Origin of the sequence: Streptomyces sp. NPDC050439 (genome assembly GCF_040655335.1) — a bacterium.
Taxonomy (GTDB): domain Bacteria; phylum Actinomycetota; class Actinomycetes; order Streptomycetales; family Streptomycetaceae; genus Streptomyces.
This window is the reverse complement of sequence record NZ_JBFAJT010000002.1, coordinates 885,761-900,355: the sequence shown is the minus strand read 5'-3', so window position 1 is coordinate 900,355 and position 14,595 is coordinate 885,761. Positions and strand designations below refer to the sequence as shown.

8 protein-coding genes and 1 pseudogene are annotated in these 14,595 nt (G+C 67.5%); 3 read left to right on the top strand and 6 right to left on the bottom strand.

All coding sequences use genetic code 11. The annotated features are described in order from the left end of the window. Window positions 1-26: 26 nt before the first annotated feature. From AB0I66_RS11190 to AB0I66_RS11165, 6 genes and pseudogenes are all read right to left on the bottom strand, one after another. A complete protein-coding gene (locus tag AB0I66_RS11190; protein ID WP_363207488.1) occupies window positions 27-773 on the bottom strand; it encodes a hypothetical protein in 747 nt (248 codons plus the stop codon). Next, a complete protein-coding gene (locus AB0I66_RS11185) occupies window positions 773-2,089 on the bottom strand; it encodes a putative T7SS-secreted protein (protein ID WP_363207487.1) in 1,317 nt (438 codons plus the stop codon). The genes AB0I66_RS11190 and AB0I66_RS11185 overlap by 1 nt, the downstream gene beginning before the upstream one ends. A 2-nt stretch (window positions 2,090-2,091) precedes the next feature. Then, the gene (locus AB0I66_RS11180) at window positions 2,092-2,394 is read right to left on the bottom strand and encodes a hypothetical protein (RefSeq protein WP_363207486.1); all 303 of its coding nucleotides are present in this window, start codon (window positions 2,392-2,394) and stop codon (window positions 2,092-2,094) included. Between the two features lie 838 nt (window positions 2,395-3,232). Next, window positions 3,233-4,029 (bottom strand): IS5 family transposase gene (locus AB0I66_RS11175; RefSeq protein WP_363207876.1). Its coding sequence is split into 2 segments (ribosomal slippage): window positions 3,233-3,693 and window positions 3,693-4,029, totalling 798 coding nucleotides; the frame shifts between segments, so codons are not numbered across the junction. 44 nt (window positions 4,030-4,073) lie between these two features. Then, window positions 4,074-5,222 (bottom strand): SpoIIE family protein phosphatase, encoded by a 1,149-nt coding sequence (locus tag AB0I66_RS11170; protein WP_363207485.1) that lies wholly within the window; start codon window positions 5,220-5,222, stop codon window positions 4,074-4,076. Window positions 5,223-6,008: 786 nt separating this feature from the next. After that, window positions 6,009-6,134, bottom strand: a pseudogene (locus tag AB0I66_RS11165) (nitroreductase family deazaflavin-dependent oxidoreductase); the annotation flags it as partial. Window positions 6,135-6,776: 642 nt separating this feature from the next. On the opposite strand from AB0I66_RS11165, the gene AB0I66_RS11160 reads away from it, so the two are divergent. From AB0I66_RS11160 to AB0I66_RS11150, 3 genes are all read left to right on the top strand, one after another. Then, on the top strand, window positions 6,777-7,400 hold the full coding sequence (locus tag AB0I66_RS11160; protein WP_363207484.1) for a hypothetical protein: 624 nt from the start codon (window positions 6,777-6,779) through the stop codon (window positions 7,398-7,400). Between the two features lie 86 nt (window positions 7,401-7,486). Continuing rightward, window positions 7,487-9,511 (top strand): SPFH domain-containing protein, encoded by a 2,025-nt coding sequence (locus tag AB0I66_RS11155; protein WP_363207483.1) that lies wholly within the window; start codon window positions 7,487-7,489, stop codon window positions 9,509-9,511. A 107-nt stretch (window positions 9,512-9,618) separates the two neighbouring features. Continuing rightward, the gene (locus tag AB0I66_RS11150) at window positions 9,619-14,493 is read left to right on the top strand and encodes a DNA repair ATPase (protein WP_363207482.1); all 4,875 of its coding nucleotides are present in this window, start codon (window positions 9,619-9,621) and stop codon (window positions 14,491-14,493) included. Window positions 14,494-14,595: the final 102 nt, after the last annotated feature.

Genomic DNA, 14,595 nt, shown 5'->3' with positions numbered 1-14,595 from the left:
CTCAACGTCGTCCCTGGCAGGGGCTCTCACGTTCGCTGCTCCGTTTCTCCGGGGGCGTGGCCATCGGCCGTCAGGTCACCCTCGCCGTCCGGTTCCTCGGCAGAGATGGACTTCATGATGCCACCGAGCATCTGGAGGTACTCGGCCCAGTGTTTCCTGTCCTCGGTCATGAAGACGAAGAGCGCCGATCCCGGCCCGGTCTGCAGCGGCACACAGAACTGCACCTGCCGGATCGTGGTGGGGATGGGGTCGGCCAGCCCAAAGAGTACGCCGGGCAGTTCAAGCTCCTCATCCCGTATGCAGAGGGCCGACGGGCCGTACGGGAGCATGACCAGTGCGGCCTCGGCGTCCGGATACCGCTCGTGCCACTGAACTGCCGTGCGCCTGGCCGACCCCTGCCGGTCCTGGCTCTGCGGCCCGGCCTCCGGCCGCTCGATGAGCACGGACAGTGTTCCCTGGGATAGCTCGCCGTCGGGCATACGGAGCAGGCAGGCCGACACATGCTCCGCGCCTGCCGTAATCATGGTCTGGAGGGCGTATTCGCCGGACAGGACGAGGCTGAACTTCTGCATGGGCGTGGCGTTGATGAAGAGCGGGTCGATTGCCTCGGCCATCCGCAGCATGCGCGCCTCGGGGTCCTCTGCGAGGTCGAACTCGCAGAAGCCGGGGGGAAGTTCGAACCAGAAGTCGGGTACGTCGTCAACGGTCGGTGCTGCTGTAGAGCGTACGGCTTTGGCAGGGGGGACGCCCTGGGGCGCGTCGATGTCCGTCATCAGTCGGTTAGCTCCCAAGCACCCAGGCCGATGGCGCTGCCGATGGCGACGGCTCCGCCGAATTTCCCGCCACCGCTGCCGGTGGCGATGTTGCCTACGCCAGTGCCCCAGGTGGCGGCATCGTAGCGGCCGGTACTCGTCGCATAGGCGTTGACCGCCGTCGGAGCGGTCCAGGCCAGCGTGGCGGCGGCTTGAACACCTTCCGTGGCGGTCAGCGCGGCGCCGCGCGGAACGCCCAGCTTGGCCGCAGCGGCCATGATGGGCTTGTCGATGACCTTGGCGACCGGGTCGGCTGCCTTCATCGCACCCTTGGCGGTCGCACCAGCAGTCTTGATGCCGACCTTGGCGCCCGCAGCCGTGCCCTGCACAGCCCGCCCCGCCTTGACGCCGGCTTTCAGGCCTTGGGCCGCGGCGCCGACGCCGGGCACCATGCCGAGCGCGTCACCGCCCAGGGTCAGCCAGTTTCCGATGTTGCCGCCGGTAGGCGGGAAAAGGCCGGACATGCCGTACGCCGACGCGTGTGCGAGGAACGCGACCGCGCTCAACCCGATCGCCAACGGTGCCAGTACCGGACAGAAGATGGCGATGACGCCGATCACGGAGGCTGCGACGGTGATCCAGTCGGCATGGGCCTTGATCCATGCGCCGACGGAGGAAAGGAGCTCGCCGACCTGGCCGGGAAGGTCCGCAAGCGCTTCGCCGAGGTCTTCGATGGCGTTCCCGAGCTTCTCCCACATTCCGGGTTCGTTCGGGGCGATGTCCATGGCGCCCTTCAGCCGCTCCGCTATCTCCTCGCCGTACGTGTTGTAGTTCTTCTTCATCCGGCGGCCCTGCCTACGAAGTTCATCCAGTTCGAGATCCTGCGTATTCACCGCCCGATTGGCGTCCTGGACCTTGTCCTCGTGGTCCTTGGATTCCTTCTTCTTCTCGTCCGTGTCGTTGAGCTTGTCGACCTTGCCGTACGCGTCCTTCAGCGCCTGATTGACCACGGCCGCCTCGGCCTCCAGCTTCACGGCGGCCCGCTGCTTGCGCTCCATGTACTCCGCCCAGTCCTCCAGGGCGGAAGCGGCGCCACGGAACGAGTCACGAGCGTCGTCCATGCGGGGGCGGAAGTCGTCGTCAAACGTCTCCCGGAAGGCTTTCGCGGCCTTGCCCTCCCAGTCACCGACACCGGTGCCGTGCAGAACATGACAGATCTCAACCAGAGCCTTGGCCGTCCTGCGCACAGTCTTGGCCACCGCGTCGGCCACCACGTGATCACCAGGGCAGGGCACGAACCCCAGCGCCGGAAAGTCCTCCAACTGCGCTTCGGCCACGGCTATTTCCCCCTTGTCTTGTCCTGGTCGTTCACCTTGGCGAGTTCGTCGTCCAGGTCCTCGAAGGCCTTCTTGATCTTGAGTAGCGCGTCGGATGCCTTGCCGGAGAACTTCGTCAACTGCTTGATCCCGTAGGACCATTCGTCGCCGAAGTCATCCATACGCTTGGCCAGCTCATGGGCACCCATGGCGTCGCCGGAGACCTTCTCCATGTCCCGACCCGGCTGCTTCATCAGGTGGGCTATGTGGTCGAGGTTGTGCCGCACCCTGTTCAGGACGGCGTAGTCGACCGACAAATCACTCATGCCGTTTCCCCGTTCTCGATGCGCACCCCCACTGACGCGCACCAACGACAGTAACAAGACCACAAGAATCACCAGCCAGCAGCCGGGATCGCGCCGTTGGACAGGTGCTTGTCGAAGTTCCTATTGCGGGTCAGAGCCAGTCCGTGCCCGTGACGGGCGCCTCTTGCCGCCCTGGAGGCGGAGTGAGATCCGCGTCGTCAATGTCGTTATAACCCGCCCGCCCGGCCAGGACTCGTACGGTGCCGCTAGCCAGGGTGCTGGCGGCGCCGCACGCGCGCGTCCACGCGCCTTGCGCCCGCGAGTGACTGAGCCAGCCGAACTCTCCCAGGGCCGCGTCTAGTTGCTGGTTTCGGCCGCCCCGACACCCCGGTCTGCTGGAAATATGCTGGTAGTTGCGTCTGTTGCACCTTGCGGCATTGGCCGCCGGTAGCTCGGTGTGCACCCGCTTCGGCTGGGCCTCGTCGGCGTACAAACGGACTTGCGCATTTGGGTCTACAGAAGCCCGAGCAGCCATAGGCGGGACTTGGCCCAACTGCTTGGCCGGGGAGCCTGATGATCGGGCAGGATCGTGGAGAAGCAGCGGATCAATGCGCGCAGGGGCCCGCTTCGGGCCCCTGGCCCGGCTCCTAGCCTTTTGCCGTGCTCCGCGGTGACGTGTTCGCGTCGCGGTCGGCCCATGGCTCTCTGTGTGAACGTTGGTCTACAGAAGCCCTCAAGGGCGGCTCAACGGCAGGATGGCCGCACACGGCAGGTGCAAGTAAGCCACATAGCCGTGATGGATTGAACCGTGCCACGAGCTATTTCCGCAGGTCAGTCCATTTATGTCTTAGAGATCATCTCATTTGGCCAGTCTGCGGTAGCAGATCAGGGTGCAGGCGATGCTGGTGAAGGCGAGGAAGTGGATGGCCTGGCGCTCGTAGCGGCGGTGGAGTCGGCGGCATCCTGCCAGCCAGGCCATGGTGCGCTCGATGGTCCAGCGGTGACGGCCCAGCTTCTGTGACGTCTCGACTCCTTTGCGGGTGATCCGCGGTGTGATGTGGCGGGAGCGGAGCCATTGCCGCAGGCGGCGGTTGTCGTATGCCTTGTCGGCGTGCAGTTTGGCGGGACTCCGGCGGCGGGGGCCGCGCCGGGATCGGATCGGCGGGATGCCGCGTACCAAGGGTTCGAGGGCCTGACTGTCGTGGAGGTTGGCGCCGGATATGCCGACGGAAAGCGGCAATCCTGTCCGCTCCGTGATCAAGTGGATCTTCGACCCATACTTCCCGCGATCCATCGGATTGGGACCTGTCAGGTCCCCTTTTTCAGCGCCCGCATGTTCACCGAGTCGATTGCGCACCGCGACCAGTCCAGCTCACCCCGCGAGCCCAGCTCGTCCAGAACCAGCCGGTGCAGCTTCGCCCACACCCGCTGCCGGCTCCACTCCATGAACCGGCGGTGCGCGGTGGCCCCAGACAACCCGAACACCGGCGGGACCTGCGCCCACGTACATCCGGTCGTGGCCACGAAGATGATCGCTGTCAGCACCTCACGATCTCCATGGCGACGTCGCCCGCCGCCTTGCGGCCGTGTCGGCGTCTCTGGCACCACCCGTTGGAACAACTCCCACAGTCCGGCAAGCACCAGACGCTCAGTCAGCAGCACCGCCACAGACGACCGGCATCGCCAATTGAGATGATCTCTTAAGCCAGAGCCTGATCGGCTTGTGGCCGGGTCGGGGCGTCGAGCCAGGTCGGTGGGGTGCGGAGCGCCGTTGTGACGTGCTGGAAAGGGCGTTCTTCTTGTTGGAGGAGGAGCAGCAGCGCTTCGTCGCGGAGGCCGCCGAGTCCGCTTGCCGCATGCCGGTCGAGCTCGGTCACCAGGGCGTCGAGCAGCGCCGCAAATGGTCGGTCGCCCAGCGTTTGTGCCAGCTGTAGCAGTGGGAAGGGGGAGCCGTCCTGGTCCATGGCGTAGCCAACGCCGTCGGTGTAGACCAGGAGTTGCTGAGTGCTTCGAAGGGTGAAGGACGTGGTGAAGACGGTGCAACCGTGGGGCACGAGGCTGAACAGTCCGAGTGGTGGCAGCGGGGTGAGGGGGCTTACCTCCCGGACGCGGCCGCCCTCGCCGCCGAGGACGAGTGGCGGCGGGTGCCCGCAGCACACGAATTCCCCACGGCCGTTGTGGAGCGTGATGAGCAGTGTCTTGGCGAACCGGTCGGAGCAGCCGTCGAGTTCCGCATCGAGGCGGCGCGTGATCTCCGCGAGGCTCGGCTCGCTCGCGGCCAGATGCCTCCAGCTCTCGAGTAGATGGTCACCCGCGACTCGGGTGGCGTCGTCCTTGCCCATGAGGTCGGCTACGAGGATGCGCGTTCCGTACGGTGTTTCCCGCACATCGCACATATCGGCCACCATGGTCGTGTGGTTCGCCTGCGGAAGACTGCACAGCGCCATCTTGGCTTCGCCCAGGTGAAATGTTCGAGAGGACCGCTGGGGCGTCGGCAGCGCTGCGGGTTGGGGCGCGGCCGGTGACGAGGACGGGGCAGCTGAGGGGGTCTCGACGGAAGGGGAGCCGGGGGTCATCCGTCTGCGTTGCAACTGACCGGTGACGCAGGTCAGGAGGACGATGTTGATGATGGTTGCGAGCATCACAACGGGGCGGTCGCGCCAGTCCACCGCGCTGCTCACCAACGCGCCGGTCAAGGCGAGACCGCCGACATAGTAGGGCTGACATGCTCGCTGAGGGCCGGGCAAGGCCAGGAAGATCGCGGGGACGGCAACGAGCCCGACCACGATGCCACTCCGCTGCTCGTGGAAGGTGACGTCCAGCGAGGTGAGCAGAGCTGTGAGTGCCATCGGAGGGAGGTAGGCCATCCACGCCATGTTTTGAACGCTCAAGTGAACACGCATCGCACGCTCCCTCCCGGTTTGTGAGGCACATAGTAATGAGCATTGGGCGAAAGCAGGGCAGGAGTCCAGTACTGCGCAATTCTGATCAGTGACGCCCTCGTGTTCTGCCGGACCATTTCCGAGGCTCTGCGGGGTGCTCGTGGACGCCGATGGCTGGGTCGGTCCAGGGAAGGCTCCGCCGAGGCGGAGGCTCAGCGCTATTGCGGTGGTTTGCGTGTGCTGGAGACGCATGGCGGGTTGCCCTGCTCATGGCGGAGGAAGTGTCGGGGGCAACCCGTCTGACGCTTCTTCGGTCTGCTGGAGCGTGACACCACCTGGGAGGTCGCTCTCGGGGCCCGTCCCGCTGGGCGGGCGGGAGAGCGCGGCCAGCATGGCGATCAACACAGCGGCGGCACCCAGTAAGCCCGAGGCGCGGCGCACTCGGCCCCAGCTGTCCAGGTGGTGCCAGGCGGGCTGGTTCTGTGAGGGCTGGGGCTGCCACGATTCGCCGATAACCTCGAAGTCGTTCGGCGAGGGCTGTTGATGTGCACGATCGGTGTCCAGTCGTCGTGCCGCATCCTCGATCCGCTTTCGGGCCGAGGGCTCTTCGGGGGCGGTGCGGCGTATGGCGTTCTCGCTGTCCTGCAAGAATCTGCGCCATATCGCGTCCGACTCGTCCATTGATTTGCCGTCCCCCGAATCCCGTCTGCTGCCGGTCTGTTGCTCTTAGCTGCTGGCGTCCCGTGAAGTCCTTCAGGGCAGGTGCTGGCCGGCCGCGGCTTCGAGGCGTACGAACGGGATGTGACGGCCGGCCTGGTGGTAGGAGTGGATGCTGCCGTCTATGTCGAAGCCCATGAAGGCGCACAGGCGGCGCTCGGCGCAGGAGGCCGCTCCAGGTGGCTACCTTCTGCGCGTTGCCTGGTCCTCCAGGCGTCGGTGGTCGGCCAAATCGCGGCGGCCAGGCCGAGCATGCAGGCAGTGAGGCCGGCCAGGGACCAGCGCGGACGGTGGGGAAGAGTGAGCCGAGCCGGATGCCCCGCCCTGCGTGGAGCCCTGGAGGCAGGGTGGACCATCCGTGCGTGACCGTTTCCAAGACGACGGGTCGCCTGCCGCTCGCGGTAGCAAGCGCGTGGTCGTCCGGCAGGAGCCGCGGTCCCTCTTGCCCCGTACTGGCGGGCGAGCCCTCCACTCCTGCCAGGTCGTTGGTGATGCAGGAGAGCAGGGCGAGGGTGCACACAGCGGCGTCGGCGAATTCTCCGAGTCACGGCGCGGTGCCACCCGCTCCGGCCGTCTCGCAACACCACCGTGCGCCGGAACCCGGGGTGCGCCCTCCTTCCCGAGGAGTGCCGCCCGGCATCAACGGCGCGTAAAGATTGCCGCTTTCCGGCAATGCGCCAGTCGTACAGGCGAGGCCAGGATGGTGGAGGTAGGAACGGGGGCGAGTTCGGATGCCGGGTTCCGGAAGTGGGACCCGGCAGCCGGACACGCGTCCGTCAGCACTGACGGGCAGGGGGATGGGCCATGGAGGAGCTTCTCGGCGCGGCCGCGGGATTTCCGGGCGTCGCCTTCAGCGCCGCCCTCCTGGTCGTCATCGGCTTCTGGCTGCTCGTGCTGCTCGGTGGCTTTGACGCGGACAGCTTCGACGCGGATGCCGACATGACGGCGCTGGGGCTGGATGGTGTGCCGGTTGCGGTCCCTGTGTCCCTCATGGTCGTGATCGGCTGGTTCACCAGCGTGACCGGCTCGGTGCTGCTCGGGAGGGCCGGGCTCGAGGGCCTTGCGCATCTCGCCGCCGACGGCGGTGCGTTTCTGATCTCCCTCCTCATGGCCTGGTTGCTCACCAGATGTGTCGTACGACCGCTGGCCAAACTGTTCCCCGATGAACCCGGGCCGTCCCGGCAGGACTTCATCGGATCGACCTGCACCATCCGCACGGGGCGGGTGGACGCGGGCTTCGGTCAGGCAGAGGTCGCCGCGCGGGACGGCTCCACCGCGATCGTCCAGGTCAGGCAGCAGGGCACCGATGCCCTCGCCGCGGGCAGCACCGCGCTGCTCTACGCCTATGACGACACCGGAGAGTTCTTCTGGGTCGCCCCCTACGAAGCGGCGCTCGACCCGGGCCCCGGCTCCGTCGGCCGCGCCTGAAACACGCTCGTCCGCACCGAAGGCCGCCCGGTCAGACGCGTGCCTGGTGCGGCCCGTAGATCTCCTCACCTTTCTTAGGACTCCACATGGATGCCATCACTCTGGGCATCGGCGTGTCAGTCGCCGCTGTCCTGTTCATCGTCATCGTGCTTCTGTTCACGGTCACCCGCTTGTTCCGCAAGGTGGAGCAGGGCAAGGCGTTGATCGTCTCGAAGATGCGGAAGGTCGATGTGACCTTCACCGGGCAGGTTGTGCTGCCTGTGCTGCACAAGGCCGAGGTCATGGATATCTCGGTGAAGACCATCGACATCATGCGGGCCGGCAAAGACGGTCTCATCTGCCGGGACAACATACGTGCCGACATCCGCATCTCGTTCTTCGTGCGCGTCAACAAGACGGTCGAGGACGTCATCCGGGTCGCGCAGGCCATCGGCACGGCACGGGCCAGCGACCAGAACACACTCCAGGAGCTGTTCAACGCGAAGTTCTCCGAGGCCCTCAAGACCGTCGGCAAGCAGATGGACTTTGCCGACCTGTACACCAAGCGCGATGAACTGCGCGACCGCATCATCCAGGTGATCGGCACCGACCTGAACGGCTACAGCCTGGAGGACGCGGCGATCGACTACCTGGAGCAGACGCCGCTCTCCCAGCTCGACCCCTCCAACATCCTGGACGCTCAGGGCATCCGGAAGATCACCGAACTGACGGCGGTCGAGCACGTACGCACCAACGAGTACACGCGGCACGAGGAAAAGGAGATCACCCGGCAGAACGTCGACGCCCGCGAAGCCATCCTCGAGCTGGAGCGGCGCCAGGCCGATGCGGAGATCAAGCAGAAGCGCGAGGTCGACACCGTGCGGGCCCGTGAAGAGGCCGAAACGGCCCGCGTCGTGGAGGAGGAGCGGCTGCGGTCGCAGGGCGCCTTCCTCGTCACCGAGGAGAAGCTCGGCGTGCAGCGCGAGAACCAGGCCCGTGAGATCGCCGTGGCGCAGAAGAACCGCGAGCGGGTCATCGCCATCGAGAACGAGCGGATCGAGAAGGACCGGCTCCTCGAAGTGATCGCCCGTGAGCGGGAGACGGCGCTGACCCGGATCGCGGCCGAGAAGGAGGTGGAGGCGGAGAAGCGGGAGATCGCCGAGGTCGTCCGCGAGCGCGTCGCCGTCGACCGCACGGTCGCCGAGCAGGAGGAGTCCATCAAGAAGCTCCGCACGGTGGAGGAGGCGGAGCGTGAGCGGCAGGCCGTGATCATCGCCGCCGAGGCGCAGGCGCAGGAGGGCCTGGTCAAGAGCATCAAGGCCGCGGAGGCAGCGGAGCAGGCTGCCACTCACCGTGCGGCTGAGGAAGTCACGCTGGCCGAGGCCCGGTTGAAGGCTTCCGACCTGGATGCGCAGGCCAAGCTGCGTCTGGCGGAAGGCATCCAGGCCGAGGCGGCGGCGCAGGGCCTGGCGGCCGTGCAGGTCCGCGAGAAGGAGGCTGATGCCATCGGGAAGGCGGGACGAGCGGAGGCCGAGGCCACCGAGGCCCGGATGCGTGCGGAGGCCGAGGGCGTCGAGGCCAAGCTGAAGGCAGAGGCCGCGGGTCTCACGGACAAGGCGGCCGCGATGGCCGCGCTCGATGAGGCGTCCCGCACCCACGAGGAGTACCGGCTGCGGCTGGAGGCCGAGAAGGACATCCGCCTGGCCGGCATCGAGGTGCAGCGGCACATCGCCGAAGCGCAGGCCACCGTCCTCGCCACCGGTCTGGAGAGCGCGGACATCAGCATCGTCGGCGGCGAGTCCGTCTTCTTCGACCGCCTCGTCTCCTCGATCTCGCTCGGCAAGGGCGTCGACGCCTTCGTCCAGAACTCTGAGACCGCGCAGGCTCTGGCCGGGCCCTGGCTGGACGGCACCGCGAACTTCACCGACGACCTGGCCAAGGTCATCGGCTCGGTTTCCACAGCCGACGTGCAGAACCTGACCGTGTCCGCGCTGCTGCTGAAGCTCATGAACGGCGGCGGCGGACAGACCGGTCAGCTGCGTGAACTCCTGGATAAGGCAAGTCAGTTGGGACTGGCTGACATGCCGATCATTGAACTGAACGGCACCCACAGTAGCTCGTCCGCGAGCTGACACCGACCGGCCGGGGCCGTTGCACGGGGGCCAGCGGTCCCGGCCACATACACCCCTCGCACATTCAGCTGCGACATCACGGAACGCCACACGGAAGGAAGCCGGACATGGACACCCAGACCGGAACTGAGGCCGGTGCCGAGGCCGGCCCCGGCACCGGCATGGACGCGGGAACGTATGAGGTGCTGCGCGACCGGCTCGTGGCCCAGGCCCGGCAGCTGGCCGAACGCGCCACCGCCCTCAACGAGCGCCGTGTGGCGACATTCGGGTCCACCGAGCTGACACTCACCGGCACCCAGAGCATCCACACTGCGCACCCGTGCCTGCCGCGCGACATCATCGCCATCGGCGACACCCTCCTGTTCGGCCACAACGACCTCACGGCCGCAAAGCCGGAGACCGCGATCGGTGACGTCTTCGCCCTGCACGACCGCGACCTGAACCGGCTGCCCGACGACGAGGTTCCCGGCCTCCTCGACGACCCCGCCTTCGTACGCGAGTTCAGCGCGCTGTTCCGCTACTACCGCGAGGCCAGGCTCCTCCAGCTGAGGCATGTGGAGGGCAAGCTTCTGGCCGTGTTCCAGACCGGCGAGAAGAGCGAGGACATCCGCGTCCTGCGCTGGACCCTGACGGTCGACGGCCGCGCCGAGTTCCTGGACGCGCGCGGGGAGCGTGACCACATTTTCCCGCCGTCGCACGACTTCGAGTGGACGGTGACGACGCGCGACAGCCATGTCCTGGGCCGCCACCCGCACATCTCCATCGGTGGCGAAGTCTTTGTCGCGACGGTCGGCGGCTCCCTCACCCTCAAGATCGACGACGACACGGATACCGGACACGGGATTTACGAGGAGCCGGTCGACGAGCCGCTGCAGTCCCTCGCCGACGCCGACGTGGAGCACGCACGCGTGGGCGCGCTGATCCTGCTGCGTGTGCGCCCCTACAAGGAAGCCGTCTGGCGCCACCTGGCCTTCAACACCCTCATCAGGACGGCCGTACGCCTCGACGGCATCGGGCAGGCGTGCCGCCGTCTCCCCGAGGATCAGGGCATCGTCTTCCCAGGCGGGTACTGCCTGGCCACGGGAGCACACAAGACCTTCGACGGTCTGGACACCGCCGACCTCGAATTCGAGCGGATGACGCGCTCACCCAATGGTGAGGACGTCCTGTTCGTCTTCCACGCGCGCACGGAAGGGCGCAACCTCCTGCTGCCCTACAACATGATCCGCAAGGAGGTGGCCACCCCGATCTCCTGCCACGGCTACGCGCTCTTCGACGACGGCACGCTGATGGTGCTGCGCGCCGGCCGTTCCGATGAACCCGCTCGAGTGCACCCCTTGCAGATCTGGCAGACCCCGTACGTCGCCGACACCCACGCCTCAACGGGGCCGGCCGACGGCGGAGGGCCGCTGGCCCGCATCGGCAACGCCGACCTCGTACGCGGCGTGTCCGACTGCCTCTCCATCGCCCGTGCCGTCACCGAGACCACCCCCGCCACGGGCGTGTACGAGGCGCTCGTGGCCTCCTGTGTACGCGCCACCGACTCCTTCCACTGGCTCGGAGACGCGGAACTCGGCGACCTGCGCACGCCGTTGGAGTCGGTACGCTCCACCGCCCAACAGGTCCTCACCGAGTTCAAGACCGTCCAGACCCTCACCCGGCAGGCCGCCGAAGCCCTCACCGACTCCGCCGCGCGCGTCGCCACCCTCGTACGGCGCATCCGGGGCGAGGCGCCCCGTACAGCGCCCGAGTGGGTTGAGCGGCTCACCGAACTTCGGCAGGCGCAAGGCCACTTGCTGACCTTGAAGGAGATGCGATACGCCGACACACGCCACATCGACGAGCTGGCCGGTGATCTGGCGGGCGACATCTCCTCGGCCGGGCAGCGTGCCGTCTCCTTCCTGGGGCGTGCGGACGCGTTCGTCTCCCACCATGCCGAGCTCGAACAGCTGACGGCCGACGCCTCCGGGATCGGCACGGCCGCCGAGGCCACCGCGATCGCCGACCGCCTCCACGAGCTCACGGGGCAGCTGCAGACCGTCACCGAGGTCGTCGCGGGACTCGACATCGGCGACGCGACCGTGCGCACCGCCATCCTGGAACGCATCGCCGAAGTCATCGCCGGCATCAACCGGGCACGCGCCACTCTCGATGTCCGCCGCCGTGAACTGACCGCACACGAGGGGCGCGCTGAGTTCGCCGCCGAGTTCTCCCTGCTCGGCCAAGCTGTGACGGGTGCCCTCGCCACCGCGACGACTCCCGAGAGCTGCGACGACCAGCTGGCCCGTCTACTGCTCCAACTGGAGAATTTGGAAAGCAGGTTCGCGGAGTCGGATGACTTCCTCGATGAGCTGGATGCCAAGCGTGCCGAGGTGTACGAGGCGTTCGCCTCCCGCAAGCAGACACTCGCCGACGCTCGCGCCCGGCACGCCGAACGTCTGGCGACCTCGGCGAACCGCGTCCTGGAGACGGTCTCCCGGCGCCTGACCACGCTCGCTTCCACCGACGAGATCAGCACCTACTTCGCCTCCGACCCGATGGTCGGCAAGGTCCGCCGCACCGTCGACGAGCTGCGTGAACTGGGCGATCAGGTGCGGGCGGAGGAGCTGGAGGGCCGCATCGCGGCCGCCCGCCAGGAGGCGGCCCGCTCCCTGCGTGACCGCACCGAGCTGTATGCCGACGGCGGCGACACCATCCGTCTGGGCCGCCACCGGTTCGCGGTCAACACCCAGCCGCTGGACCTCACCGTCGTCCCGCACGGCGACGGCATGGCCATCGCGCTGACCGGCACCGACTACCGCTCGCCCATCACCGACCCGTCCTTCATCGAGCTGCGCCCCTACTGGAACCAACTGCTGCCCACCGAGAACGACGACGTCTACCGCGCCGAATACCTGGCCGCCCGGCTGCTCGACGAGCATGGGGCACAGGCGTTGCTCGCCGAAGACGACCTGCCCGCCCTGGTCCGGTCCGCTGCGGAGATGGCGTACGACGAAGGCTACGAACGTGGCATCCACGACCACGACGCGACGCAGATCCTCAGGGCGTTGCTCCGGCTGCACGACGGTGCCGGTCTACTGCGCTACACCTCACGGGCCCGAGCGGCCGCCCAGTTCTTTTGGGCGTACGACGCCATGGGGGAGGAGCGGGAGCTGTGGCGTCGCCGTGCACTGTCCATGGCCCGCGCCCGCGACACCTTCGGTCTCGCCCCCGCGATCGAGGATCTCCGCGCCGAACTGGCCGCGCGTATGACGGGTGATGCGGAGGCGGCGGCCTACCTTTTCGAGGAGCTCACCACCGGCCCCGCAGGCTTCGTCGTCGCAAGCGAAACCCGAGCCCTCCTGGACAAGTTCCGCCGCGCGGTGGACAGCTCGGGGTACGAGGACGACCTGAGCGCCATCCACGGTCCAACGGCCCGGCGCCAGTTGGCCGAGGCGTGGCTGACCTCGTACTTGACCGCCACCGGTGAGAACGGCGACCTGGATGAAGCGGTGGCCGTCGAGCTCTGCCGCGACCTGGAGCACTACGACTGCACCGCCCAGCTGACCGAGACCGTCGAGAACCTGCTCGGCACCCACCCCCGCATCAGCTGCCGTGACCTTCCGGTCCGCATCGATGAACTCATCTCCCGCACACGGCAGTTCCGCGCCGACACCACCCCTGGGTTCCGCACCTACCAGTCCCGCAGGGCAGACCTCGTGGCAGCTGAACGCACCCGCCTGCGCCTGGACGAGTACCGGCCCAAGGTGATGTCCGCCTTCGTGCGCAACCGCCTCATCGACGAGGTGTACCTGCCCTTGATCGGTGACAGTCTCAGCAAGCAACTGGACGCGGCTGGCGGCTTGTTGCTGCTCGTCTCGCCGCCCGGCTACGGCAAGACGACCCTCATGGAGTATGTTGCCGACAGGCTCGGCATGGTCCTGGTGAAGGTGAACGGACCCGCCCTCGGCCACGGGGTGACCTCGCTCGACCCGGCGGAGGCGCCCAACGCGACGGCACGCCAGGAGATCGACAAAGTCAACTTCGCCCTGGAGGCGGCCAACAACGTCCTGCTGTACCTGGACGACATTCAGCACACCTCGCCCGAACTCCTCCAGAAGTTCATCTCGCTGTGCGACGCCCAGCGCCGCATGGAGGGGGTGTGGGACGGGGCTGCACGCACCTACGACCTGTGCGGCAAGCGCTTCGCGGTCTGCATGGCGGGCAACCCCTATACCGAGTCGGGGCAGCGCTTCCAGATCCCCGACATGCTCGCGAACCGCGCCGACGTATGGAACCTCGGCGAGGTCCTGACCGGCAAGGAGGACGCCTTCGCCGTCAGCTTCATCGAGAACGCCCTGACCGCGAACCAGGTCCTCGCCCCACTCGCAGGCCGGGACCGCGGTGACCTGGCCCTGCTGCTCCGCCTCGCCGCCGACGACCCCACGGCACGCGGTGACCGCCTCACCCACCCGTACGCCACGGCGGAACTCGACCGTGTCACCGCGGTGCTGAGGCACCTGCTGACCGCACGAGCCACGGTGCTCGCGGTCAACGCCGCCTACATCGCCTCCGCGGGCCAGTCGGAAGCGACCCGCACCGAGCCTCCGTTCCGTCTCCAGGGTTCCTACCGCGACATGAACAAGATCGCGGCCCGGATCGACCCGGTGATGAACGACGCCGAGCTTGACGCCATCATCGAGGATCACTACACAGGCGAGGCCCAGACGCTGACCTCGGGCGCCGAGGCCAACCTTTTCAAGCTCGGCGAACTGCGCGGCACCCTCACCCCGGAGAGCGCCGAACGCTGGGCGCAGATCAAGGCAGCCCACGCCCGCGCCGCCCGCCTCGGAGGCCAGGACAACGACCCGGTCACGCACGCCGTCGCAGCCCTCGACCTGCTCGCCGACCGCCTCGCCGCGGTCGAAACAGCCATCACGCGGGCCGCCGACCCCCGCAACGCCCTGACCAACCCGACAGCCCGGCACGCCAAGGGGACCTGACCATGCCGTATTTGTGATGCAGGTTCCGCAGAGGAGGCCGGTGCACGCCGGCCCTCACCGTGTCTCTGTTGATCGATCGGCGTTTGGTGTGGCTGTCGCGGT

Coding starts and splice junctions, on each gene's coding strand:
- AB0I66_RS11155 (WP_363207483.1), top strand. CDS start 7,487: ATGGATGCCATCACTCTGGGCATCGGCGTGTCAGTCGCCGCTGTCCTG.
- AB0I66_RS11180 (WP_363207486.1), bottom strand. CDS start 2,394: ATGAGTGATTTGTCGGTCGACTACGCCGTCCTGAACAGGGTGCGGCAC.
- AB0I66_RS11190 (WP_363207488.1), bottom strand. CDS start 773: ATGACGGACATCGACGCGCCCCAGGGCGTCCCCCCTGCCAAAGCCGTA.
- AB0I66_RS11160 (WP_363207484.1), top strand. CDS start 6,777: ATGGAGGAGCTTCTCGGCGCGGCCGCGGGATTTCCGGGCGTCGCCTTC.
- AB0I66_RS11170 (WP_363207485.1), bottom strand. CDS start 5,222: ATGGCACTCACAGCTCTGCTCACCTCGCTGGACGTCACCTTCCACGAG.
- AB0I66_RS11150 (WP_363207482.1), top strand. CDS start 9,619: ATGGACACCCAGACCGGAACTGAGGCCGGTGCCGAGGCCGGCCCCGGC.